General features: G+C 43.8%; 22 protein-coding genes. 10 read left to right on the plus strand and 12 right to left on the minus strand.

The genetic code is table 11. From position 1 onward, the window contains the following. Positions 1-25: 25 nt before the first annotated feature. Complete coding sequence (locus tag VFDL14_RS15405; protein WP_032550348.1) at positions 26-358, plus strand: hypothetical protein; 333 nt, start codon at positions 26-28, stop codon at positions 356-358. Positions 359-591: 233 nt separating this feature from the next. Here VFDL14_RS15405 and VFDL14_RS15400 read toward each other — a convergent pair whose 3' ends face one another. The 3 genes from VFDL14_RS15400 to VFDL14_RS15390 form a co-directional block, all read right to left on the minus strand. Further along, positions 592-1,815 carry a DUF819 domain-containing protein gene (locus VFDL14_RS15400; protein ID WP_032550349.1) on the minus strand — a complete coding sequence of 408 codons (1,224 nt, stop codon included), beginning with the start codon at positions 1,813-1,815 and terminating at the stop codon, positions 592-594. A 528-nt stretch (positions 1,816-2,343) separates the two neighbouring features. After that, the gene (locus VFDL14_RS15395; protein WP_032550350.1) at positions 2,344-4,269 is read right to left on the minus strand and encodes a monovalent cation:proton antiporter-2 (CPA2) family protein; all 1,926 of its coding nucleotides are present in this window, start codon (positions 4,267-4,269) and stop codon (positions 2,344-2,346) included. A gap of 3 nt (positions 4,270-4,272) precedes the next feature. Further along, positions 4,273-4,887, minus strand: a complete 615-nt coding sequence (locus VFDL14_RS15390; RefSeq protein ID WP_032550351.1) for an NAD(P)H-dependent oxidoreductase — start codon at positions 4,885-4,887, stop codon at positions 4,273-4,275. A gap of 283 nt (positions 4,888-5,170) precedes the next feature. Between VFDL14_RS15390 and VFDL14_RS15385 the strand changes: the two genes are divergently transcribed. Further along, positions 5,171-6,247: a threonine aldolase family protein gene (locus VFDL14_RS15385; protein WP_032550352.1), complete on the plus strand. Its 1,077-nt coding sequence runs from the start codon at positions 5,171-5,173 to the stop codon at positions 6,245-6,247. Positions 6,248-6,315: 68 nt separating this feature from the next. Here VFDL14_RS15385 and VFDL14_RS25025 read toward each other — a convergent pair whose 3' ends face one another. Next, complete coding sequence (locus VFDL14_RS25025) at positions 6,316-6,441, minus strand: hypothetical protein (RefSeq protein WP_268844467.1); 126 nt, start codon at positions 6,439-6,441, stop codon at positions 6,316-6,318. A gap of 247 nt (positions 6,442-6,688) precedes the next feature. On the opposite strand from VFDL14_RS25025, the gene VFDL14_RS15380 reads away from it, so the two are divergent. Next, complete coding sequence (locus VFDL14_RS15380) at positions 6,689-7,123, plus strand: YccF domain-containing protein (RefSeq protein WP_032550353.1); 435 nt, start codon at positions 6,689-6,691, stop codon at positions 7,121-7,123. An 82-nt stretch (positions 7,124-7,205) separates the two neighbouring features. On the opposite strand, the gene VFDL14_RS15375 is transcribed toward VFDL14_RS15380, so the two are convergent. From VFDL14_RS15375 to VFDL14_RS24650, 4 genes are all read right to left on the minus strand, one after another. After that, on the minus strand, positions 7,206-8,438 hold the full coding sequence (locus VFDL14_RS15375; RefSeq protein WP_032550354.1) for a hypothetical protein: 1,233 nt from the start codon (positions 8,436-8,438) through the stop codon (positions 7,206-7,208). 39 nt (positions 8,439-8,477) lie between these two features. After that, positions 8,478-9,746, minus strand: coding sequence for a hypothetical protein (locus tag VFDL14_RS15370; RefSeq protein ID WP_032550356.1), 1,269 nt, complete (start codon positions 9,744-9,746; stop codon positions 8,478-8,480). A 403-nt stretch (positions 9,747-10,149) separates the two neighbouring features. Continuing rightward, on the minus strand, positions 10,150-11,298 hold the full coding sequence (yiaY, locus tag VFDL14_RS15365; protein ID WP_032550357.1) for an L-threonine dehydrogenase: 1,149 nt from the start codon (positions 11,296-11,298) through the stop codon (positions 10,150-10,152). A 254-nt stretch (positions 11,299-11,552) separates the two neighbouring features. Continuing rightward, positions 11,553-11,714 (minus strand): hypothetical protein, encoded by a 162-nt coding sequence (locus VFDL14_RS24650; protein WP_167332343.1) that lies wholly within the window; start codon positions 11,712-11,714, stop codon positions 11,553-11,555. Positions 11,715-11,905: 191 nt separating this feature from the next. Here VFDL14_RS24650 and yjjG point away from each other — a divergent pair, with 191 nt between their 5' ends. Continuing rightward, positions 11,906-12,580 (plus strand): pyrimidine 5'-nucleotidase, encoded by a 675-nt coding sequence (gene yjjG, locus VFDL14_RS15360; RefSeq protein ID WP_032550358.1) that lies wholly within the window; start codon positions 11,906-11,908, stop codon positions 12,578-12,580. A gap of 103 nt (positions 12,581-12,683) precedes the next feature. Here the strand turns inward: yjjG and VFDL14_RS15355 are convergent, their stop codons facing one another. Beyond that, positions 12,684-14,852, minus strand: coding sequence for a diguanylate cyclase (locus VFDL14_RS15355; protein ID WP_032550359.1), 2,169 nt, complete (start codon positions 14,850-14,852; stop codon positions 12,684-12,686). Between the two features lie 156 nt (positions 14,853-15,008). Between VFDL14_RS15355 and yddG the strand changes: the two genes are divergently transcribed. Further along, the gene (yddG, locus tag VFDL14_RS15350) at positions 15,009-15,950 is read left to right on the plus strand and encodes an aromatic amino acid DMT transporter YddG (RefSeq protein WP_032550360.1); all 942 of its coding nucleotides are present in this window, start codon (positions 15,009-15,011) and stop codon (positions 15,948-15,950) included. A gap of 19 nt (positions 15,951-15,969) precedes the next feature. Here yddG and VFDL14_RS15345 read toward each other — a convergent pair whose 3' ends face one another. Together VFDL14_RS15345 and VFDL14_RS15340 are read right to left on the minus strand one after the other, a co-directional pair. Further along, complete coding sequence (locus tag VFDL14_RS15345) at positions 15,970-16,866, minus strand: cation diffusion facilitator family transporter (RefSeq protein ID WP_032550361.1); 897 nt, start codon at positions 16,864-16,866, stop codon at positions 15,970-15,972. Between the two features lie 362 nt (positions 16,867-17,228). Then, complete coding sequence (locus VFDL14_RS15340; RefSeq protein ID WP_032550362.1) at positions 17,229-18,107, minus strand: LysR family transcriptional regulator; 879 nt, start codon at positions 18,105-18,107, stop codon at positions 17,229-17,231. A 162-nt stretch (positions 18,108-18,269) separates the two neighbouring features. Here VFDL14_RS15340 and VFDL14_RS15335 point away from each other — a divergent pair, with 162 nt between their 5' ends. From VFDL14_RS15335 to VFDL14_RS23640, 5 genes are all read left to right on the plus strand, one after another. Continuing rightward, the gene (locus VFDL14_RS15335; RefSeq protein WP_032550363.1) at positions 18,270-18,878 is read left to right on the plus strand and encodes a class I SAM-dependent DNA methyltransferase; all 609 of its coding nucleotides are present in this window, start codon (positions 18,270-18,272) and stop codon (positions 18,876-18,878) included. 178 nt (positions 18,879-19,056) lie between these two features. After that, on the plus strand, positions 19,057-20,616 hold the full coding sequence (locus tag VFDL14_RS15325) for a YjjI family glycine radical enzyme (protein WP_032550365.1): 1,560 nt from the start codon (positions 19,057-19,059) through the stop codon (positions 20,614-20,616). A 22-nt stretch (positions 20,617-20,638) separates the two neighbouring features. Beyond that, positions 20,639-21,535: a YjjW family glycine radical enzyme activase gene (locus tag VFDL14_RS15320; protein ID WP_032550366.1), complete on the plus strand. Its 897-nt coding sequence runs from the start codon at positions 20,639-20,641 to the stop codon at positions 21,533-21,535. A gap of 459 nt (positions 21,536-21,994) precedes the next feature. After that, positions 21,995-22,486 carry a hypothetical protein gene (locus tag VFDL14_RS15315; RefSeq protein ID WP_032550367.1) on the plus strand — a complete coding sequence of 164 codons (492 nt, stop codon included), beginning with the start codon at positions 21,995-21,997 and terminating at the stop codon, positions 22,484-22,486. After that, entirely contained in the window at positions 22,479-23,168 is a 690-nt protein-coding gene (locus tag VFDL14_RS23640; protein ID WP_050487364.1) for a hypothetical protein, read from the plus strand. Before VFDL14_RS15315 ends, VFDL14_RS23640 begins: the two co-directional genes overlap by 8 nt. A 334-nt stretch (positions 23,169-23,502) precedes the next feature. Here the strand turns inward: VFDL14_RS23640 and VFDL14_RS15310 are convergent. Further along, the coding region (locus VFDL14_RS15310) for an IS110 family transposase (RefSeq protein WP_032550368.1) at positions 23,503-24,201 on the minus strand (699 nt) is incomplete at its 5' end.

The following is a 24,201-nucleotide window of genomic DNA, read 5'->3' on the forward strand; positions in this document are numbered from 1 at the left end:
GTCATATTATTTGGAGACTTCCTTAATGAAACGTATGTTTGCTCTAGCTTCACTGACCTTATCCTTGATGGGATGTACTAATGTAACTCATGTGGAAACCGGGAAGCAGATTTTGTTACTAGAAGAAGTTTCCAATGCTGCGCTTCTTACTTCTTATCAGCCGGGTGTTTATGAGCAAATGGGAGTGAAAGATGGTTACGAGCTTTATCGTCCTGTAGCGGCTGAAACGACGAACTATATTGGTTCACAAAACCGATACATTGCAGTGAAAGAGATCGGTGATGAATCAGAAGTGTGTATCCCGGACTCGCTGAATTTCTTTTGGTGCGCGATTGCTCCAACTAAGTTGATCAAGTAAAAAACTTTTTTTAAAAAGACCGTTTACTTTCTTAAAGTTGGTAAGCGAACGATGATATTTCATGAGTCTAACGTATTGAAAATATAAACATCGACTTTGGGATTCTGATTAACGCTAGCTAGGATGTATTTCCTCGAAGGTAGTGTAATTCTTTATATTTACTATTAAGAAACCCCGATACTGAGCACTCAGCATCGGGGTTTTGTATTTCAAAAGGTTGCTTGGGCTCTTAATTAACCCGCGGCCGCCTGCATGATAAGACCACAGATGTATGCGCCGTAAGTGCCTAGTGCATAACCTAGAACGGCCATAAGGATGCCCACAGGTGCTAGAGCAGGATGGAAGGCTGCCGCAACCACTGGAGCAGAGGCTGCACCACCAACGTTTGCTTGAGAACCGACCGCCATGAAGAACAGTGGCGCGCGGATTAATTTAGCCATCACAATCATAAGAATTGCGTGGATAGACAACCAAGTGATACCAATGAAGAAGTAACCTGGGTTATCGAAGATTGCAGTTACGTCCATTTGCATACCGATGGTTGCAACCAGAATGTAGATAAATGCAGAACCGATTTTAGATGCGCCAGTGTGCTCTAGGCTACGTGTCGATTTAAAGCACGAAGCAATCAGTGCAAATGTAGTCACCATTACGATAAGCCAGAAGAAGCCAGAAGTTAGGCTGTATTTTGCAAGCTCAGGTGCATTGGTTGAGATCCATGGTGCAATGATGTCGCTGAAGAAGTGCGCAAGACCGGTTAAACCAAAGGCAATCGCAGCGATTTTCATTAGATCGGTCGTTGTTGTAGGGCGAGCGTTCTCTTCTTGGTATTTAGATACCGTCTCTTTTAGCTCTTCGATAGATGAAGTATCGGCTTTCAACCATGCGTCAATTTTCTTCTGACGGCCAGCCATAATCAGAAGCACTGCCATCCAGATGTTGGCACAGATTACATCAACGGTAATCATTGCAGAGAACAGCTGGTCGTCTACATCAAAAACTTCTTTCATTGCTGCTTGGTTGGCACCGCCACCAATCCAAGAGCCGGCTACTGTTGTCAGGCCACGCCAAACGTCGCCAGATACAAGGTCAGGGTTAACCTGATCGATGATTAGAATTGCAGCAGGGCCACCAATGATGATACCGAGCGTACCAGTAAGGAACATGATCACTGCTTTTGAGCCAAGACCGAAGATCTTACGAAGGTCCGCTGAGATAATCAGAAGTACCAGTGCGCTTGGAAGTAGGTATCGGCTAGCAACAAAGTATAGCTTTGAGTTAGAGGCGTCGATGATGCCAAAACTGTTAAGTAGTGAAGGTACGAAGTAACAGAGCAATAAACCCGGAACGAACGAGTAGAATTTTTTAAGTGCGCTATTTTGGCTACTTTCCGTGATAAATACACCGCCAAGAATAACGGCTAACAGGCCCATTATTACTGCATCATTAGTAATCATTATTATTTTCCTCCTTTAGGTGATGGCAAACGCCTCACTTTTTGAAGTGGAGGACTATACCCATAAGCCTTATTCGTTACAAATTGTAACAATAGAAATAATTTGAAATGTTTTTGTTAAATTTAATGAGCTTTACGTGTGACTTCGCTGGTTAAGTAATTGGCTGGGTGAATATTTATCGGTGGTTAATTATTTATGCATAAAGGTGTATGCAATGTTATTCAAAGCCAGTGAAATGGACGTTTAAGTGTGATGTATTCGGATTCTGTTCGGTAGGGTTGAGAAGGGTACGTATAAAATCTCTAAAGAGAATGTCCTGCGATATGTTTCATAAATGTAAACGGGTGCATAAAAATACGAATTTCGTTCGAAATGGAAAATCAAATATAGATCACATAAATGCAGCTGTGATAGCCGAACTTAATAGGCTTTTATCTCCCGATCGGACGTTATTTGGCGTTTTTCCCAGTGCTTAAATCGAAAAAACGCGGCTGATTTAGCCGCGTTTGGGTTTGAGGTTGTAATGACTTACGCTTCTTCTTCCTCGAAGTCGTCAGCGTAACCTTTCGGTGGTGGCGTCCAACCACGCTCAGAGCGGGTATGCTTGTCTGAACGGTCTTTCTTCATGTCTTCTTTCATCGCTTCTTCTAGATGAATGAAGATTTGACGATAGTTGTTGTCGTAACGAGGGTTATCTTCAGCCGCAGCCCAAGCTTTATATAGCTTCTCTGACTTACGATTTTCAACACGCATATAAGTCGACTTTTGCTGTTCAACAAAGAATGGATGGTGACCCAGAGAGCGAAGCGCCTCTGCACCCATTTCCAACGCTGAATGATACGTCTCTGACTCAATAAAGTCGGCACCTACTTCTCTTAAACGGTAGCTGTGTCCACGGTCGAAGGCACGAGCCAATATTTTCACTTTCGGGTAAGTGTGTTTCACGTATTTAACCAACTCGACACTTGCATCTTGATTGTCGATGGCTACAACGAATAGTGCCGCATCTTCGATACCTGCTGTGTGCAGTAGATCTGGTCGAGTCGCATCACCAAAGTATGATTTGATGTTGATTGAGCGAAGTACATCGACTTGGTTGGCTTGGTGATCGAGCACCACCGTGTTTACGCCGTTAGATACTAATAGACGGTTAACGATTTGCCCGAAACGACCAATACCCGCGATGATCACAGTGCCTTTCTCTTCGATAGTGTCTTCTTCTCTATCGTTAGATTTCTGTTCATAACGAGGAAGGATCACTTTATCGAACAAGATGAAGAGACCCGGAGTTAGGAACATCGACAAGGCGACAACAAGAGACAGAGTTTGAACGATGTCAGATGGCAATACATGGTTTTGAGCAGAGAAGCTCAATAGCACAAAGCCAAACTCACCAGCTTGCGCCAAGCTCAGTGTAAATAGCCAGCGGTCGCTGTTTTTGATCTTGAAGATTAGTGCCAAGGTAAATAGCACAGCTGCTTTTAATAGCATAACACCCAGAGTCAGTCCGATGATTAGGATGAAATCATTGAACAGTACATCGAAGTTGATTCCCGCACCTACCGTAATAAAGAACAGACCAAGCAGTAGTCCTTTGAACGGGTCGATGTTTGATTCCAGCTCATGGCGGAATTCACTGTTGGCAAGTACCACGCCTGCGAGGAAAGTCCCTAGCGCTGGAGATAGGCCAACTAGGCTCATTAATGCTGCGATACCAATAACCAACATGAGTGCTGTTGCTGTAAAGATTTCACGCAATCCAGAGCTTGCTACAAAGCGGAAGAGTGGACGACTTAAGAAGTGACCACCCACAACAACTAACGCAATTGAAGCGGTAATCACAAGGCCGTACGCCCAGCCCGGTAGTCCGGCAACCAAACTTAGCTCGTCATGATGATCTGCCGCGGCGGATACTGCATTTTGTGCTGCTTCAACTAATTCCGGTAGCGCCAATAGTGGGATGAATGCCAACATTGGAATAACGGCGATATCTTGGAATAGAAGAACAGAGAAAGCATTCTGTCCGCCTTCTGTTTTCGACAACCCTTTTTCATTAAAGGTTTGAAGAACAATCGCAGTAGAAGAGAGCGCAAAGATGAGGCCGATGGTTAATGCGATTGTCCAAGGTTGTTCAAATACAAGCGCGATGCCCATTACAATTGCCGCTGTACCGCCAACTTGTAGGCCACCCAAACCCATTAGACGATTACGCATTGCCCACAGCATTTTCGGCTCTAGCTCTAAGCCGACTAAGAACAACATCATTACCACACCAAACTCGGCAAAGTGTTGGATGGTTGTTGTTTCTTCACCCACAAGGCCAATGATAGGGCCGATAACCACACCTGCAATTAGGTAACCCAGAACAGAGCCTAAACCAAGGCGCTTAGCGATAGGTACCGCGATAACGGCGGCGACTAAGTAGATAAAGGCTTGTAAAAAATATCCCGTCATTCTTTAGTCCTTGTTCATGATTTCATCTAGGTAGTGGTTTAGTTTGGCGGCTTTTTTCGCTTTCTTATAATCGATGTCGCCGGCAACTAATGACTCCAATAAGAATTTATAACGCTCAACGTGCCCAGCGATACGGTTCTCTTCTAATGCGGTTCGTGAGCCGAACAGTGCATAGGGCGCTAAGTACTCCATGCCACATAAAGACGCGGTTTGTTCAAGAGGGTGGAGCAGCTCTCTAATCGTAAAGTGGTTGTAGCCGTCTGTCTGGTAGGCATCTTCTTTACCACCCGCAGTAATGCTACACAGGAACTTCTTGCCTTCTAACTCATGGCCATCGGTACCGTAAGCAAAGCCATATTCCAAGACTAAATCTTGCCACTCTTTTAGAATGGCTGGAGTCGAATACCAGTAGAGTGGGAACTGAAAGATAATAATGTCGTGGTCAAGAAGACGCTTCTGCTCACGGTCAATATTGATCTTGAAGGTTGGATACTCAGCGTAAAGATCGACACACGTGACGTTTTCAATTTTCTTGGCTTGGTCAAACAGTGGTTTGTTCGCTTCAGAGCGGTGTTGAGATGGGTGTGCAAACAACACCAGAACTCGATTCTTCGACATATGGCCCTCTTTATATAATTCGAACAATATCTACTCGTTACAATAATAGAAGAGTAGTTGAAGAACAATGAATTAGCTTGGATTTGATCGAGATAACGTACGACTATTTGATAGAAGTGGAAACGTTTGCGATTTTGAGGCTTTTTGCGACAAGACTTGTGAAATAGAAATCTAAATATGCAGTATTAAGTGGCAAAATAGCGTCTTGTTTCGTGTTACCGTGAGTCAGAAATCAGAGTCGCAAAGACGACATCAATTGAACATCGAACAAAGGAAATACCCTATGGCTAAGGACCTACGTCAGCAGTGCAAACTTTTTCTCTCCGGTCATTTCGATCCCACACCGGCACAACTCTTTTCACAGATGGCTCAATGGTCTGAAGAGCATGACATAACGCATGATACCTATGGTGATGGGGCGTTTATTCAAGAGTTCGAACAGAAAGTTGCCGACCTTCTTGGTTTTGAGGCTGCAGTATTTGTGATCACCGGAACGATGAACCAACCTACGGCTCTACAAATCGTATGTGATGAGAAGCGCCGTCAGAACGTTGCTATGCATGAATCGAGTCACATTATCCGTCATGAAAGCCAAGGCTATCAGGTTCAGAATCGTTTCAATGTCCTGCCTTTAGGTAATGTGCATCGTACTTGGAATGTGGACGATTTGAGAGCGTGGCCTGATGAAATCGCTGCTGCGCTGTATGAATTACCTATGCGTGAAATTGGTGGTCAGCTCCCAGAGTGGGAAGAGCTAGAAGCCATCAAAGATTACTGTCAAACTAATGATGTTCATCTTCATATGGATGGCGCACGCCTGTGGGAGTGTGGTGCCTATTACCAAAAAAGTTATAAAGAGATTGCTAATGGCTTCAACTCTGCCTATGTCTCTTTATATAAGGGCATCAATGGGTTAGGTGGCTCTTTGTTACTCGGTAGTAAGGCATTCATTGAGAAAGCATCACTATGGATGAAGCGACAAGGTGGTAATGTTTATCACCGAACTCCATTTATTGTTTCGGCTGCCATGCAGTTTGATGAGCGCTTAACGCAGATGCCAGCATTGTATGAACGCACTAAACAGGTGTATCAAATTCTTCAAGACTATCCGCAGTTCATTGTGAACCCTAAACAGCCCCAAAGTAATATGCTGCATCTGTACTTGCCAGTGAGTGTGGAAGAGGGCATTGAGTTAAGAGATAAGATTGCAGCGCGAGATAAAATTTGGATTGGGAACCCGAGCCCTTGTGAGTTACCACACCAATGTAAGATTGAGTGGTATGTTGGCGATAATCTATTGAATCTTCCTGATCATGAATTTATCGATGTTCTTGATATGTTGGTTGCTGAGTTAAGCTGATTGAGCACTTAGTTCCAAACAAAAAGGCAGTGGTTATGCGCCACTGCCTTTCTCGTTCTGTCGTTTGTCTACATGTATTGATTGATGTAGACATCAACTAAAAACATAAACACTGGAATGGTGCTGAGTACGGCGAAAAAAACGATAGGTACCCAGTTTTTCATCTTCTTTTTTGGTTGCTCGTTGTTGCTCATAAAGCCCGACCTTTACTCTTGCTGTTTACTAGGTTTTATACCTACACAGTCTATTCGTTGACTAACTTGCAGCTATAGTAACAAAGAAGCTCACACTTGCTAGGATTTGTGTATGAGAATCGTGGTGAGTATCAAATGATCTTTATTTTCAAAGGTTCATTGGCGGTTCATCTTTGTTTTGAAATAATAACCTTAACAACGGCTTACAACGTGTAATGTCGCATCTTAGATTTATGGAGAGCACTCAATGAAAACAATCGGCAATATCATTTGGTTTTTGTTCGGCGGTGTATTTATGGGATTGGCGTGGTGGTTCTTCGGACTATTGGCATTCATCACGATTGTCGGTATCCCTTGGGGTAGAGCGTGTTTTGTGATGGGTAACTTCTCGTTCTTCCCATTTGGCCAGGAAGCTATCGCACGTGATGAGCTGACTAACGAGGGCGATATTGGCACCAGCCCACTTGGCATGATAGGTAACATCATTTGGTTCGTATTCGCAGGGGTGTGGCTAGCGATTGGCCATGTGCTATCTGCAGTAGCGTGCTTTGTAACCATCATCGGTATTCCATTTGCTATTCAGCACCTAAAGCTTGCTGTGATTTCATTGGCACCTATCGGTAAAACGGTTGTAGACAAGCGCGAAGCTGAAGCCGCTCGTGTTAGAAATTATAAAGGCTAAGGTTACGCTTGGTTTCAAAAAGGAAAAGAGCATGCGATTAGGCATGCTCTTTTGGTTTTAACTGACGTTGTTTTTGTTTGCTTTAATTTTGAGTGACTTCCATATATTGGCCATCAAGTAGCCCAGAGTAGTTATCTTTGATGAATGAGCCAGTGAGGGTACCGCCATTCTCTTCATCGAGACCATATTGACCGTGGCAACCACGTTGTAGGCTCAAGCCATTAGTATTGGACTCATCCCACTCAAAGGTGTCAGTCACGGTTAAATTACCTAGGATCTGGAACATCGAGTTAGATTCACACTCAAACACACCACTTGAAACGTCGCCATCCGATACAAAAGAGCTCGCTTGAGCGATTTGAGTTTCATTGGTGATGGTTGCATCACCCCAAACTGAGATGCGTGAATTACCCCAAGCTTCCATTTCATTACTTACGGTTAATGCATCTGCTTCGAGTACCGATCCGGATTCAACAATGACATCTTCAGCAACCAAATTAGCGACGTATATAAACGAACTGCCAATGGCTTCAAGGGTCGTGAAGGTGACATTTTCACTGTCTACTACCAAACTGGAGTTCGCATCGGCGATAGCTTGAGCAGCTGCACCGGTAATACTGCTGCGAATATCGACACTGGCGTTTCGATTAAGGTGTAACGCGAGATTGTTCACTGAACCAGAATTGACTCGAAGATAAGCGGTGCGAATTGTTACGTTGGTTTGATACTCATCGCCATCTTGTACGGCAGTTGGCAAGGTGACGTTATCAAAGCGCACAGATGAGCTGTTTCTTGCAAAAAGGGCACCCCCAAGGGTGATGTCTTGAAGTCTGACACTGGATTGGCCATCAATGAAAACTGCTTCTGGTTCATCTTCAGTAGCACCAGCAAGGATACTCGCACCATCGGAGCCAACTATTTTTACGTCATTACGAACAATGAATATTGCATTACAGGCGCCTGTGACATTGTAGGTTGTTCTAGTGGTGGTATTTCTTGAATCATCCAGTGCGTCTTTTAGCGCATCGGCATCTTCACCGCAATTGATAGCGACGGTGGTGTATGGGTCTGATGTAGTCCCGGTTGCTTCTAAGCTGGTCACCCTTGCTTCGATAGCATCGACGTTATCGTCTATTCCATCTAAGTCGGCTCCCAACGCGTTAATATCGTTGTCGAGAGCTGTGAAGTTGGCATTCACTTCACTCGCTTTTGCTGGAGTATTTGCGGTAAAGACATTTGGTACGTCAGCCAAAGCAACAGAGGTAAACGCGCTGCTAACTGCGGTGGCCAACACAAGTTTCATCGTGGTGTTCATGTTAAATTCCTTATATATCCGTATTCTTCGAACAGGCGATTATTGCCAGTTACTGTCATCCCAATTAGTACTATCCCAAGTTAATGCTGTGCTTGTTTCACAGGCATCACCGATACCGTCACTATCTGAATCGGCTTGGTCAGCGTTCGCAGTGTTCATACAGTTGTCATCGAGGTTATCGACGCCATCATTATCTAAGTCACCCGAGCGAGTGCTGTCATTCGGATAATCATCATCTAGGTTGTCGTAACCATCTTCGTCATCATCGCCTGATCGCGTATTGTCATTCGGGAATTCATCTACGCCATTGTTGTAGCCATCATTGTCACTGTCGTTAGGATACGGGTCATCGATTTCATCAATATTGTCGTTATCTAGATCTCCAGTTTTAGTCGCATCGTTAGGGAATAGGTCGACATCATTGTTGTAGCTGTCGTTATCGCTATCATTTGGATACGTGTCTTCCAAGTTGTCGCCTAATCCATCTTCGTCAGCATCGACCCACTCATTTGGATTGTTTAAGAACTCGTCGACGGAATCTTTAACGCCATCTCCATCTTCATCGGCAATTACGATGTCTGCGACATTACTTAAGTCATCTTTTATCTGCTCTGGGGTCTTCTCATCATCAATGGTATCGAGAATGGCTTTGATCTCTTCGTTGATACCAGCCACAACGATCGTGAATTTTCCTGCTTCTGAAGAACCTTCTTCCGTTGCTTTTTGCAAGTCTTCTGGTTCTTCTGGTAGAGCGCCTAGTTCAACGATCTTTTCTGCGGCATAGGCGGCTTTTGGTGCGCCATCACCTTCCAAGAAATCACCAAGCACATCGTCAGTGTCGATGCCTAATTGTGTTGCGACTTGTTGAATTGCATCTTCTTTTGAAAGGTTCTCGTCCTGCTCTAACGTGTTGTGAACGAGTGTTGAAAGGGGAGTAATGGCTGTCTCGCCTGCCGGGGCTGACATGACATAGCTTTCGGTGACTTGGCCTTGGGTTTCATCGACGGTTTGTCCAGCTATAGCCTGAACAACAACTGGATATTGGGAAGGGTTTTCGATACCGCTGACATCTAACTCAGCAACACCGCCTTCTCCAGAGGTGGCTGTGGGCTCTCCGTTATCTAAAACGTAATTCCTATTGAGATCGAGCCAGACGGTGGCATTGCGCAGATATCCGTCAATGGCTGTCACACTATAAGAACTAGCACTACTAGATGAATCTGAATCTGAATCGGAGTCGTCAAAACACCCGACCAGACCCACACTAGCAGTTAGCCCTAACACAATAGTGAGTGGGTTCTTTTTCATTAGTTCATCCTAAACTGACGTTGTTTAGAGTTGTTGCATAAGAAAGCTAGGAAACGAATTTCAGTTGTGCAAGGCGGCAAAAATGACTAGTTTTTCTACCTGAATAATAAGGCTTGGTATGTATTGGTGCTGGTTATTGATCTTGTTATTAATAACACTAAGACAAATAATAGATAATTTACAGAATGGTGATCTTAAGGGGAGTGTGCTGGTATTGGCAGCGACGTATTTGGAGCGTGAAAATAACCATAACCATTGTTTTAATATGTGATCTGTTTCACTGCGCGCATATGAATTCGTCTTGTCAATTATTGTGACTTTGCTCTATAAAAAAGTGGGCTCACCAACGGTAAGCCCACTTTCAAACTAACATATAAAGTTTGGTATCTTATAAATTGAAGGGTTACATCGCCGCTTCAAAAATCGCTGAAATTTCTTCGTGCGTTGCTTGTTTCGGGTTAGTGAAACCACAAGCATCTTTCAGCGCGTTGTCAGACAGAGTAGGGATGTCTTCTAGTTTTGCACCCAGTTGAGCGATACCAGCAGGAATGCCAACATCAGCCGCTAGAGTTACGATAGAAGCGATAGCTGCTTCAGCACCTTGCTCTGCCGTCATTTCTTCAACATTTACGCCCATCGCTTTTGCCACGTCACGTAGACGCTCAGGACATACTTGCGCGTTGTAGCGTTGAACGTGTGGAAGAAGAATCGCGTTACATACACCGTGTGGAAGGTCGTAGAAGCCACCCAGTTGGTGCGCCATTGCGTGTACATAACCTAGAGATGCGTTGTTAAACGCCATACCAGCCATGAACTGTGCGTAAGCCATTTGCTCGCGAGCTTCGATGTCGTCACCGTTGCTTACTGCTGTGCGTAGGTGCGCTTGGATAAGCTCAATCGCCTTGATTGCTACTGCATCTGTAATTGGTGTAGCCGCGATAGACACGTACGCTTCGATTGCGTGAGTCAGTGCATCCATACCTGTAGCTGCAGTTAGTGATGCAGGCTTAGCAAGCATTAGCTCAGGATCGTTTACAGAGATCAGTGGCGTAGTGTGCTTATCTACGATTGCCATTTTGATGTGGCGAGCTTCATCAGTGATGATACAGAAGCGAGTCATTTCAGAAGCCGTACCAGCTGTCGTGTTGATAGCAATCAGTGGCATCATTGGTTTTTCAGATTGGTCTACGCCTTCGTAGTCAGCAATCTTGCCACCGTTAGCCGCAACTAGTGCAATACCTTTCGCACAATCGTGTGGAGAACCACCACCTAGAGAAACGACGAAGTCACACTCGTTGTTTGTTAGTAGTTCTAGGCCGTCTGTTACGTTAGCTGTTGTTGGGTTTGGTTGAGTACCATCGAACACAACTGTGTTAACGCCACGCTCTTCAAGTAGATCTTGTACTTGTTTAACAACACCGATTTGGTTCAAGATTTTGTCTGTAACGATCAGACCTTTCTTAAAACCTTGTGATTGAATGCTGTCTGCTGCGTCTTTTAAACAGCCTGTGCCCATGAAGTTGATTGTAGGGATAAAAAATGCACTAGCCATGAATTGCTCCAGTTAAATTATGATTTTTGCTTGAGTTCTATGTTGGCGATAAAGACTTGTGGAACAATTGATCTGGGACAATTTTCGCGCCTAACTACCACTTTGTAGTTAGGGATTGTGACGTGCTTCATGAAGCAAACGGTTAGCTAGTTTCTAATGATAATTTGAATAATAATAGGTGGCGCCAACCGTACGCCATCTATATGAGAATGAATATTGTTGATGCAAGAAACACACATAAAGTTCTAATATAATTAACTTTTTGTTTTCTCGGTTTCGATGGTTTCATCAATAGCTTTTTCACTGCTTACGATTTCTTGATCGGTTTCTTGTGCAGAGTTTTCACCGACGAAAGCATCGTAGTTTTTGACAAGAAATGGTGTGAGCATGACAGACGATGGTAAGAAGTGCTTCATAATACCTCCGGTATTGAGATGTGTTTCTTGTATGTTATTAGTTTAATATGTGGCAAAATTTGCGATACATCATAAGTTGATGCGTGACTTCTATAAAAAGTCAGAACTTTCTACAAGCTCACAGTTGTGTTGAAAGTGTGCAAGATGAGGCATCGCCTCTTAAGAATGATCAAACCCAAGTAGGATAGGTAATGAAGTACGACTGGATATTTTTTGATGCGGATGAAACGCTCTTTCACTTTGACTCTTTTAAAGGAATGAAGCTGATGTTCTCTCGTTTTGGCGTGGAGTTTGACGAGCAAGATTACGCGGCGTACCAAAAAGTGAACTTACCACTATGGGTTGATTATCAAGACGGTAAGATTACTGCGGATCAGCTTAAGCACACGCGCTTTGAGTCGTGGGCGAAACAGCTAGATACGACAACAGCAGTACTTAACAGCGCTTTCTTAAATGCAATGGCCGATATTTGTACCTTGCTACCGGGGGCGAAAGAGCTGATGGATGCGCTGCAAGGCAAAGTTAAAATGGGCATCATTACCAACGGCTTTACCGAGCTACAAGCCATTCGTTTAGAGCGAATGGGGATGACAGACTATTTTGATCATGTGGTGATTTCTGAAGAAGTTGGCGTCGCTAAGCCCGATTTCGCTATCTTTGACCATGCACATCGCATTAGTGGTGCTCCTGCCAAAGAGCGCATGCTGATGGTCGGTGATAACCCTCATTCAGATATTCTTGGTGGTATCGATTTTGGTATTGAAACCTGCTGGTTGAATGTTGACAGTAAACCACGACCAAGTGGTATTGAGCCACACTACCAAGTCGCATCACTGAGTGAATTAAAGGCTCTATTGCTCGCTTGATCTCAACAAAAGATGGCAGATATTGAAGGTACCTAATTTTGAAATTGGGTACCTTTTTTATTGGAGCTTGATTGATGAATTAGGTGTTGGGCTTTGAATACCACTACATAAACGGTAGCGGGAAAGCATCACTAGGTTCTGGTGCTGTGAATTCTTCAGCGTCAATGATCAGCGACCCATTTCGGCCTTGATCCTTGATGGAATATAAAGCTTCATCGGCTTTTTGGATGAGCTCAGAGTCAAGCAGCAAGCTCTTGGTACTGTGATCGAATACAGCTCCTCCGATGGATACGGTGATCCTGTCACTGCATGGTGAAGCGCTGTGCTCAATGTTTCTTTGATATAGGTCTGCCATGAAGCTGCGTACCTTCTTCTCAAGTTCTGGCTTCATCATGCATTCCGTTAAGATAAGAAACTCATCACCTCCAAATCGGAATACTTTACAGTGCTCTTTAGTGAAGTGGATTCGAAGTAGGTTGGCGATCTCCTTTAATACGTCATCACCTTTTACGTGGCCATAGCTGTCGTTGTACTGCTTGTAGAAATCCACATCGCATAACAAAACAGAGATCTTGTTCGCTGCTTGTGGGCATTTTTGTAGCTTCTGAATCGATGAACCAAGCGAGACTCGGTTAAAGAGGCCTGTTAGAGGATCTAAGTTCGCCAAGCGATTAAGCTCTTTTTTCTGTGCCTCAAGTTGCTTCTTGTGCTGTTTATTCTGCAAGTCTACCGCGATGTAGGAGCCAAGATGCTTAATCAAAGACATATGGTAGTCCTGGTAAGCATGTGGCTGGTGGGTCTGTATCGTCAGCACTCCCAACGTCTTATGATCGAGCGTTAAAGGGATCATGATAACAGAGGGGTAATCCTCTTGTGTTGTACCGACAAATGCATGGGCAGTTGGGTCGTTATTGACAAGCTTTTGTAGCACTTCAGGGGAAAAACTACCGTGTACGAAAGACAGGTTGTTCTTAATACAATAGGTGCTTAAAGTCGACTCATCACGACAATCGATAGTGAACGGTGGTAGCAGGTTACCAAGGTCGATGAACTGTTCGTAATGGAGCTGCTCAGTCGCCTCGTCGTATAGGCCCAAAGCGAGACAATCGACAGACATCAGCTTTGAAAGGTCGTTGTACAGACGGAATACCATGTCGGTGAGGTCATTGTGTGAGCCAAGATACTCACCAAACGAAGAGATCAATTCCAAGTTCTTAGCCAGTGACTGTGCGTTCTCTAGCTGGGGGCGCTCAGAGTGGAGCTGATAAAGCTGAGAGATCGATTCGCTGTTACTTTCACCGTGCAGCTTGAGCGCCTTTGACTGTAAATTGAAGGCTTGCTCTAGTCGTTCACTCTTCACCGCTGCGTCACGGTTAAATTTCGACTCTTGATGCAGGATAGAGGCAAACGCCTCCAACATCTTCGCGCTTCCGAATGCTTCAACGAGAGGCAGTGCTTTTTGGATATGAGTGTCGAGATGATCAATGTGCTGATTCTCGATCGCACAACGACAATATTCGAGAAGCGCATCTAATAAGTAGAAATCATCTGATAGTTGCTCTGCACATTGAATTGCTTTACAGAAGTGCTTAAGCGCTTGTTGTGGCTCTCCCAGAAGCTCTAGGTGGGCTCCGAAGGCGTTGTGATAAAAGAATTCACCGAGTGGACTTGCGTGTCGCGATAGCGTTTCGCTGTACTGCTCAAACTGTTTGATAGCCACATCAAATCGGCCCAGTTTGCTGTTGGTGAACGCAAGGTTGGTTAATACCGGCGAGATCACCATCTGTTCTGGGGTTTGTGCGCTCGTTTCCCAAGCTAATTCACAGTAGTAGTGCGCTTTATGAAAATCCTCTGCTTCGAGAAAGATATAGCCTAAGTTCGCGTAGATTCGCGCAAGCAAGTAGGGGCTATCAATGTGTTTGCACTCTGAAGCCTTAGTCAGTTCAACAATGGCTTCGGTGAAATTTCCCGAACGAATCATGGCGATACCCAAACCATATTCGATGTAATATTTCAGGATCAAAGACGGAGAAGCATCGGCTTTATTCAGAGCTTGACTAAGATAGACAAGTGATTGTTTAACCTTGCCTTTTCTCAATACACAAAAACCGTCTACAAACAGTTTTATAGAGCTTGGGATGGTTTTGTTTTGTCGAACTGCTTCGGCATCCATCGCTTTTTTGACTTGGCCGATAGCCCCTGCGCCTTGAGAAGCAATGACTTCTTTTAGTTGCAGGTCTAGGTAATGAGTAAAGCTATCGGTATAGTTCATTAAAGTAATAGTGATGGAATAAATATGATTATATTGTACGAAGTGTTGTTTATTTTAGGAAGTCTTATTTTGTTTTTTCTATCATTTAGCCGAGTTTCTGGTTTATGCTCGCCATTTAGGAAATGGCTTAAGTTGGCTTTGTAAAAAGGTAATCAAGTGTTAAAGACCCATCGTTACAGTTGTTATGGCGTGATGGCCATTCTATTGTGGAGCTGTTTAATCGCGCTCTCACGCAGTGTATCTGAACAGTTAGGACCGATTGGAGGGGCTGCCAGCCTTTATACGGTGAGCTCGATCCTGTTGGTCTTTACCATGGGGTTACCGAAAGTTTCGCGCTTCTCTAAATCGTATTTGCTGATTGGAGGCTCGCTTTTCGTCTGCTACGAGATATTTTTGGCGCTTGCTCTAGGTATGGCGAACAGCCGTCACCAAGCCATCGAAATGGCCGTCATTAACTACTTATGGCCTGCGTTAACGGTACTGTTTGCCGTTTTACTCAGTAAGAAGAAAACCAACTTATTGGTATATCCAAGTATCGTCCTTGCTTTCTTTGGTGTTGCTTGGAGTATCAGTGGCGACCAAGGCCTATCGGTACAACAGATTGCAGCCAACGTTGCGACGAATCCGCTGACGTATTCCATGGCGTTCTTTGGCGCGATAATCTGGGCGGTGTATTGCAACTACACGCAGCGCGTGGCGAAAGGTCAGAATGCGATCGTACTGTTCTTTATCGCAACGGCTGTAACGCTATGGATTAAATATGCGTTGAGTGACGAACCAGCAATGGTGATGACAACGAGCGCTGCTATCGATCTTGTTTTGGCGGGCGCGGCAATGGGAGCGGGTTATGCGTTGTGGAACACGGCGATTCTCGGCGGCAACATGGTGTTTCTCGCAACCATGTCTTACTTTACGCCAATCTTCGCGACGTTATTCTCTTCAATGCTGCTTGGCCTGTCACTCACGTTCACTTTCTTGCAAGGCGTGTGCATGGTAACCATTGGTTCATTGGCGTGCTGGTGGGTAACAAGAGAAAAGCCGACACGGAAAGCGTCGGCTAAATCAGAGAATAGTGATATCGAACAAGCGAAGACCTAGTTGTGATTTGCTTCTTGTTCTAACTAGCAATGCTCAAGTTGAGTTTCAGCTCATAAGGCATTTTTGATAGGCGTCGCTTCAGTAAGCGGCGCGTCTTTTCAATATCATTGACCGCAATGGTTTCTTGGTTATTGGTGTGGATATCAACGTTGATACGTAGCTCTTGACCTACCTTAGTTACGCCTTTCAGCTCTAGGTCTTGCTCCGCTTCCTTATCAACAGCGATGACGTTCTCGTCAACCTTTTCACAAATCTCTTTGTTTGCCGACATCATCAGCAGTTCACGCATTGCTTGCTTAAGCATATCGAATGGCACTTTGATGAAGTAGAACGACATCAGAACCATCATCATCGGGTCAGCGTACACGGCAAACTCAGCATACGGTGACAAGGTGATTAACCACGCTGCAACGAAACCTGCAGTAACGGCCACACTCAATAACGTATCCATCTGCCACTGTTTGGATTCTGCTTCAATCAAACCTGAAGAGAATGACTTACTTTTATTGGCGATATACCACCATGCGTAACCACAACCCAGTACGTTCAACGCACCAAAGATGGTCGCAATTGAAGCGTCGACTTCGCGACCGCCAGTCATTAACGCGCCAACGGCAGAGTATAGTGAATAACCGACGACGATAAGAATTACTGCGGCTTTAAAAGCGATAACGATAGGTTCAATAATCGCACGACCAAAAGGGAAGTTAGAGTCTGATGGGCGATTAATGTACTTCGACGCTGCTAGTGACAATAAAGTTAACAGTAAACTGATCAGCGAATAAACACCGTCGAATACGATGACGAGGGAACCAACAATTAAGCCTAGTGCCAAGCCTCCCAATGCAAAGCCAGATGCAAGAAGGGCTGAGAACATTAATACTCGATTTTCGTTTTGGTTTGTCCTGTCACACATAATGATTTCCTAGTGTCTTCGATATCTTCATTGTTCTAATACTGAGCGAGTTTTACAAACTCAATCTGCCTTCACGCAAAGTTGAAAATGTAGTATTTATTAATTATCAAATTAAATCATAAGGTTAGGTTTAATTATGTCTGTCATAATTTTTGACGCTGACTGATTTCGATAAGAATAATTTGAGGATTACTGAAGGGGTGTGCGCCTTAAATAACAAACGCAATCAATAGCTATTGCACCGACATTGATGGTGTTGATGAACACTAACTGTACTAACTGTACTAACTGTGATTAATGCTCATCGAAGTCGAGAAGAGATCAGATGAAGTGTATGACGGAGGGCGAGATATAGCCTGACATTAAAAATCAAACAGATAGTCGCTGATCTTGTCCGCTAACCAGTTCATCCCTGGGTGCTCTGCCATACCTGCCGCAGTAAACATACAGTAATCTTCTTGAGTTAAACCGTAAGTGTGTTTAATCACAGATAGTTTTTGTTCGCGGAGTAGATGACGAATCAACGGCTCAGGCATTACGCCCCACGCGTCTTCACGCATGATGGTGTCGAGCATGTAATCGAAGCTTGAAAACCCTATGTAGCGGCGCGAGAACGGGTCAAGTACAGGGTTGTCTTTCTCGTTGAGGTAAACCATGGTCGCTTGCATTGAGTTACGTAGTACTTCGTCAGACACTCGGCGCATTTGGCTCAGTGCGTGTCCTTTTTGGCAAACCGACATCATTCGAATCTTACCCAGCGGGTTGTAGAGGATCCTCGGGTCATCGACACGTTCGTAATCGACACCAAAAGCAAAGTCGACCTGTTGGGTTTCAACAAGGTTGGCCAAGTCACCACTCGAAGCCAGAACAATATTGAAAGAGGTGGAGGGGTAGCGGTTATTCAGTTTATGCGATAGATCTTGCCACATTTCATCGGGAAGAGAATCGTCGCGTGCTATCCAAATCTCGGCGTTAAACTCACCTGAGACATGCAAACAAGTCTGCTTTATGCGAGCGGCCGTGACTAACATGCCTTCACAATCCTTGTAGATAGCTTTTCCCGCTTCAGACAATTCAACGTGGTTGCCACTGCGAATGAACAGTTCAACATCCAGCTCTTTCTCCAGTGCTTTGATCGACATGCTGAGCTTAGTACGGTTGCATTCGAGCTGACGTGCAGCCTCTGACACTGAGCCGAGGTCTGCCACGGAACAAAACGCTTGGATTTGAGACAAGTTCATAGATTTTCCGGAATGAGCGAGAATCGTAAGGTTTATATGTGAATATTGTGCTGATTCTCTTAGAAATAGTCCATCATTGCATGATAACTCTATGACGAACGGGTCAATTTAGTTTAATCTGAGAGGGTTCCGAACGTACAAGAAGTAAAGATGGAGGCCATGATGGCGAAACAATGGGACGAGTACGCAAAAGACTGGGATAAAGAACCTGCAACGGCTGAATTCGCAAAAGCCGTATTTGACCAGTTGAGCCAGCTCGTTGATCTAGACGGAACCCGTGTCCTTGATTTTGGTTGTGGCACAGGTCTGCTTAGCCAAAAAGTGTCCCCTTTTGCAAAAGAGATTATTGCTTTAGATTTCTCTGAAGCCATGATTGAAGAACTCGACAAAAAAGAGCTACCTAACGTAGAGCCCGTTGTTGATATTCTTTCTCGTGGTTTAGCAGCTCAACACCCTGCATTTCGAAAGCAATTTGATGTCGTAGTCGCTTCGTCTGTGTGTGGCTTTATCCCGAATCTGCAAGATACGGTGAGTTTGATTTACACACTTCTAGAAGAAGATGGACTGTTTGTTCACTGGGATTGGTGTGTAGAGAGCGATGACGAAGCGTCTGGTTTAACACTGAGTCGCTCAGAGAACGTGTTAATGGCGGCAGGCTTCTCAAACGTAGAAGTGTCCGTACCATTCTCGATTGATACCCCTCAGGGTGAGTTAAAAGTGCTAATGGGTGTAGGTCGTAAGCAGTCTACCATCCGTACTAAATCACGCTAACGTATTGATACTAAATAGATAGAATAAACCCATGCTGTTTTGCAGTGTGGGTTTTCTTTTGGTCGTTATTTTAGTGATCATGATTTCCATAATGGAAATGTTTAATTGATTAAATTTCAATAGTGGAAAAGTGATTACTCTTTTAAAATAAGACCATATAAATATAAAGGGTTTTATCATGAGCCACCAAACAACGTCATCACCAATGCCTGAACTTCAGCAACGTTTCCACAATATTATTTCGGATGCCAACCTTTCACCTAAGCAGAAGTCGAGCTATTTAGCGCTAGAAGCGGAAGCAAGCCTACCGTATATGCCAATCAGCCAAGAAGCTGAACAAGCACTCAAAGACGGGGTGCTGTGTGACATGTTTGAAGGCCATGCGCCGTTTAAGCCGCGCTACGTCTTGCCAGACTATTCTAAGTACTTACATCAAGGCTCAGAGTATTTAGAACTCAGCGCGGCGACCAATTTGGATGAAGCGCTCAACATGTTGACGATCATCTATCACCATGTGCCATCCGTGACCTCTATTCCTGTATACCTTGGTCAACTGGACGATGTGTTAATGCCATTCGTTGGCGAACTAACAGACGAGCAAATCTATCAAAAACTAAAACTGTTCTGGATTATGCTGGACCGCACGCTCCCAGATGCGTTCATGCATGTGAATATCGGCCCTGCAGATAACATCATCTGTCGCACTATTTTACGAGTAGACGCTGAGCTTAAGCAGATCGCGCCTAACTTAACCTTTATGTACGACCCTGCAGTGACACCTGACGATCTTTTGCGTCAAGCGGCGAGCAACATCTGTGAATGCAGTAAACCTCATATCGCAAACTACCCAGCACACGCGAGTGCTTACGGTGATAAGCGCTTTGGAATCGTGAGTTGCTATAACTCTCTGCCGCTTGCTGGTGGTTCAAATACCTTGGTCCGTATGAACTTAAAAGAGGTCGCGCTAAAGTCTAAAGACAGCGCTGACTTTCTACAGAAAGTGCTGCCGACATACGCCAACATCATAGTTGAGCTGATGGATGCTCGTAGTCGTTTCCTTCATGAAGAGTCGAATTTCTTTGAAGGCTTCTTGACGAAAGAGGGCTTGATTGAAGAAGCGCGATTCGCACCTATGTTTGGTATCTACGGCATGGCGGAAGCCGTCAATATCCTGATGGTGAAAGAGGGGGTTGAAGCTAAGTACGGACACGATGAAGCAGCCAACACACTCGGTCACACCATCTCTGAAAAACTTGCAGAGATCGTTGAATCCTCACCAGTTCAATATGGATTAAATGGTAAAGCACTGCTGCACGCACAAGGCGGTATTAGTCTTGATAAAGATGTAACCCCTGGTGTTCGTATTCCTTACGGAACTGAGCCGGATCCGGTCTCTTACGTGCGAGCAACCGCAGGTCATCATAAGTTTTACACGTCGGGCATCAGTGACATCTTAACGATTGATGAGACCGTTAAATCCAACCCTGAGGCGATGTTCAACCTATGTAAAGGTGCGATTCAAGCCGGTTATCGTGAGTTTACTGCAAACGTCGCGTCTAACGATTTGGTGCGCGTGACGGGATACATGATTAAGCTCTCTGATATCGCAAAATATGACGATGAAGGTTCTCGTACCAATACCACTTTCTTGGGCGCAGAGGCGGCAAAAAATACCGGCATTTTGGAGCGTAAACCACGTGTGGCGAGCTTAGAAATGTCACCTACCTACGAACAATAAATTTTCTGATCTAACGACTCACATGGCTAGGGTTACTAAAAATATAAAGGCAGAAAAACAAGCGAAGGTCAGCCGTGTGCTGACCTTTTCTTGTGTTGACGGGCCGGGAAATCGCTTGGTGTTGTTTCTACAAGGGTGCAACTTTGATTGCATCACTTGTCATAACCCTCACACCATCAATCACTGCAACCATTGTGGTGATTGTGTTCCTGAATGCCCAAGTGAAGCGCTAACTCAAAATAGTGAATCTGGTACAGTTACTTGGTATCCAGAAAAATGTACACATTGTGATAAGTGCATTGATGTGTGCAGTCATAAGTCGAGTCCGAAAATATCATTGATGACCGTTTCTGATGTTCTTGAAATCGCGAGAGAAAATCAGTTCTTCTTAAGCGGAGTTACCATCTCAGGCGGTGAAGCTACAATGCAGCTGCCGTTTATTATCGAACTCTTTAAAGCAATCAAAACCGATCCTCAGCTCTCTCATTTAACCTGTTTTATTGATAGTAATGGCTCACTTTCATCGGAAGGCTGGAGTAGGGTTCTACCGTACCTTGATGGCGCAATGATCGACCTAAAATCATGGCAAAATGAAACTCATCAATGGTTAGTTGGACGCGAGAATCACCGCGTACTCTCTTCAATCAACTTCTTAGCGGAACATCAAAAGCTACATGAAGTTCGTTTATTGCATATCCCCGGAAAAAGCGACTTAGATACAGAAGTCGAACAGGTAGGGCGTTACCTTAGTTCGTTGCCAGAAACCGTAGCGATTCGTCTCAATGCGTTTCAGCATCATGGTGTGATAGGGGAAGCCTTAAACTGGTCAAAATGCACTAAGCAACAAATGAATGAGTTTCATGACCAGTTATTCGCTTACGTCCAGCGACCAATGCTGACACCTCAAGTCTATACCTAAAATCACTTTTGCCCCTACAAAGCCTAATACCAAGTTCATGGCTGATTTGCTTATCATCTTTACTCTCTTTTCTGTATATCTAAACAGTTTATTAAGCTTGAAGGTTGTTTGACTATTGAAAGTGGCATGTTTTATTGAATTTTTACTCTCACTTTGTCGATGGCGAGTTTTGTAAGTTGTGGTTTCTTAATGGTTTTATGACTTTCATACCTTGGATAACACGCATTATTAAAAAGTGATAACACGCAGACGCGTTTTTATGTGAGGGTAGAGTACAAAACTCGATGTATTTTCTTTAATTTTTAGTGGCTTATGATAAATTGTTCGAAAGTCGGGTAGGTAGAAAAGCGAGACTGCCTATTATTAAGAATGTTAGCTTTCTTTAGTGTGCAACTCATTTAGTACGTGATAACATTCATTCAAATTAAAACATAAAGATAAAAGGTTAGGTGGTTTTTTGTGAGCATAAAGGATGTAGTTACCAATGCATCTGAATGGTTAGTTGGGAATGGGAGTTGGCTTTTTCCTATTGTGCTATTGCTTCTCAGCTTTCTCTTGCGCTGGGGGTGGGGAAGAGGTTTTTCTAAGATAAACTTCTTTAAACTGATTATGGTTTTTCCTATCGATATCAAAATTATGGCTTGTACTTTCGTACTCGCAGCTATGGTTTTGAATCCTAGTGATCCATTTGGCGTTGGTATTTTCTTAATCTTCGGATTGGTGCTACTGGGTGTCTCTATAGGTTTTTATAACCATTTGAAGATTGAAAATACAGATAATTGCAATAAAAAATATATAAACCGTTACTTTCTTTCATCAATGTTTATATCGATATTGATGTTGGTTTTCTCTATTTTAATAATGCAGGAATATGAAAATAAGAGTGCAATGCCAAGTTCAACTAACTCTGTGCTAACTGGTGCTGGAGAAAAAGGTGTAAATGATGATTGATGTAGTCTCGGTATTCTATGAAGCATTAATTACCTCGCTTCCATTGTTCTTAATTGCAATGTTTGTATATGTTCTAATACGAAAGTTATTTCATGACTATCTGAAGGTTAAGGATTATCAGAAAGATGAATATCGTCAAGATTTAGAGAAAGAACTTTACAATATAAACTACAAGCTATCTTCGAATGAAGAACGTTTTAAACAAATGAATGAATTAGTTATTCAAGGTAATAGCTTTCAAAGTGCAGAAAACTCTTTTCTATCCAAGCTGGGTGTTCACGAAAAGTTTGAAGTCAAGAGCAATCAAGTATTTGTACTAACTCCCATGAATAAAGATTTCTATGAGGATTATGCATGGGTTGAAGAGTCTTTCTTAAAACATAAATTTTTATGTGTAAAAGGCGATGATGTAATGGTTCAAAGCAATCTTTTGTCCCACATCATAAAAGAGATAGCCAGTTCTAGGTTTGTAGTTGCTAATATAAGTGGGCGTAATCCAAATGTTTTTTATGAACTTGGAATTGCGCATGCGATGGGCAAGGATGTTTTGCTTATAGCGAGAAATGAAAAGGATATAACATTTGACTTGTCGTCAAGCCAAGTGATTGTTTATAAAAGTAAAGCTCAATTAGAACGCTCAGTTAGTGAATGGCTTGTTTCAACCCTAAATAAAGAAAGCTAACAATCTGTTTAAGAGTGATTCGCAACGCTCGGCATTTTTGCTATGCGTTGCGTTTAGTGTTTAAGGCGGTATGCGGCGACTTTTGTATTGCGTTGCTCACATATATGGTCTCCCCCAGTTTTGCAAGCCAGTAATATGATTAAAAGCGCAGGTTAACTTCCATATATACGGCCTGTTTAACGGCTATTGCCTTGGCCAAGATGAGGAAGTCGAACACGAAGTCCTAATCACCTTATCGACTTTATAAGACAGTGTGAGCATAAGGTTTTCAACGTGTAGGATTTATCCTGTTATTCATCTTACTACGTACTTTGCAAAGGGTTGGTGATCATCATTAGCTTTGTGTTGGTCGATACTCTTCATTTTTAGTAATAACTGCCCACGCTATGCGCATGAGTTTGTTTGCTAAAGCGACAGCGGCTCTGTTTGGTCCTCGTCGCTCTTGGAGTTCAAGCATCCACCTACTGAGATTATCGGATTTAAATTTGGCGCGCCTCAGCGCTGCTCTTGCTCCATGAACGAGTAGGGAGCGGATATACGTGTTGCCTCTTTTAGTTATCCCAAGAAGAATGACTTTGTCACCGCTGGTATCTTGCTTCGGCACAAGGCCCATTGCGGCGGAGGCATCTCTACCGGTTTTGAACTGTTGTCCGGAGCCAAGCCATACCGCAACTGCTTGGCTAGTGAGTGGCCCAAAGCCTGGAATAGACATGAGTCGCTTTGCGTTTTCGAACTGCTTGATGGTTTGGTTAAGTTTATCGTCGAACCATTTGACTTGTTCGTCGATGTATAAATATCGTTCGTACTGATGGGATAGCAGTTCTCTTAATATACAAGACAGTTGGTTTTCATCGTTCTCGAGTATTTCGGGGATGGCCTTTCTGAAGGCAGCGGCTCCTTTGGGCATAATGATGCCGTATTCAGAGATAAGGCCACGTACTTGATTAACGACACGAGTTCTTTCAGTGACGAGCAGACGTCTCATTCGAATAAGAGATTGGATGTCTTGTTGCTCGACGGATTTATGAGGCAC

The organism is Vibrio fortis, assembly GCF_000695685.1.
In the GTDB taxonomy this organism is placed as follows: Bacteria; Pseudomonadota; Gammaproteobacteria; order Enterobacterales; family Vibrionaceae; genus Vibrio; species Vibrio fortis_A.

Bases quoted from the DNA above. Each gene is read 5' to 3' on its own strand.
- VFDL14_RS15405 (WP_032550348.1), top strand. From the start codon at position 26: ATGAAACGTATGTTTGCTCTAGCTTCACTGACCTTATCCTTGATGGGA.
- VFDL14_RS15400 (WP_032550349.1), bottom strand. From the start codon at position 1,815: ATGATTACTAATGATGCAGTAATAATGGGCCTGTTAGCCGTTATTCTT.
- VFDL14_RS15395 (WP_032550350.1), bottom strand. From the start codon at position 4,269: ATGACGGGATATTTTTTACAAGCCTTTATCTACTTAGTCGCCGCCGTT.
- VFDL14_RS15390 (WP_032550351.1), bottom strand. From the start codon at position 4,887: ATGTCGAAGAATCGAGTTCTGGTGTTGTTTGCACACCCATCTCAACAC.
- VFDL14_RS15385 (WP_032550352.1), top strand. From the start codon at position 5,171: ATGGCTAAGGACCTACGTCAGCAGTGCAAACTTTTTCTCTCCGGTCAT.
- VFDL14_RS25025 (WP_268844467.1), bottom strand. From the start codon at position 6,441: ATGAGCAACAACGAGCAACCAAAAAAGAAGATGAAAAACTGGGTACCT.
- VFDL14_RS15380 (WP_032550353.1), top strand. From the start codon at position 6,689: ATGAAAACAATCGGCAATATCATTTGGTTTTTGTTCGGCGGTGTATTT.
- VFDL14_RS15375 (WP_032550354.1), bottom strand. From the start codon at position 8,438: ATGAACACCACGATGAAACTTGTGTTGGCCACCGCAGTTAGCAGCGCG.
- VFDL14_RS15370 (WP_032550356.1), bottom strand. From the start codon at position 9,746: ATGAAAAAGAACCCACTCACTATTGTGTTAGGGCTAACTGCTAGTGTG.
- yiaY (WP_032550357.1), bottom strand. From the start codon at position 11,298: ATGGCTAGTGCATTTTTTATCCCTACAATCAACTTCATGGGCACAGGC.
- VFDL14_RS24650 (WP_167332343.1), bottom strand. From the start codon at position 11,714: ATGAAGCACTTCTTACCATCGTCTGTCATGCTCACACCATTTCTTGTC.
- yjjG (WP_032550358.1), top strand. From the start codon at position 11,906: ATGAAGTACGACTGGATATTTTTTGATGCGGATGAAACGCTCTTTCAC.
- VFDL14_RS15355 (WP_032550359.1), bottom strand. From the start codon at position 14,852: ATGAACTATACCGATAGCTTTACTCATTACCTAGACCTGCAACTAAAA.
- VFDL14_RS15345 (WP_032550361.1), bottom strand. From the start codon at position 16,866: ATGTGTGACAGGACAAACCAAAACGAAAATCGAGTATTAATGTTCTCA.
- VFDL14_RS15340 (WP_032550362.1), bottom strand. From the start codon at position 18,107: ATGAACTTGTCTCAAATCCAAGCGTTTTGTTCCGTGGCAGACCTCGGC.
- VFDL14_RS15335 (WP_032550363.1), top strand. From the start codon at position 18,270: ATGGCGAAACAATGGGACGAGTACGCAAAAGACTGGGATAAAGAACCT.
- VFDL14_RS15325 (WP_032550365.1), top strand. From the start codon at position 19,057: ATGAGCCACCAAACAACGTCATCACCAATGCCTGAACTTCAGCAACGT.
- VFDL14_RS15320 (WP_032550366.1), top strand. From the start codon at position 20,639: ATGGCTAGGGTTACTAAAAATATAAAGGCAGAAAAACAAGCGAAGGTC.
- VFDL14_RS23640 (WP_050487364.1), top strand. From the start codon at position 22,479: ATGATTGATGTAGTCTCGGTATTCTATGAAGCATTAATTACCTCGCTT.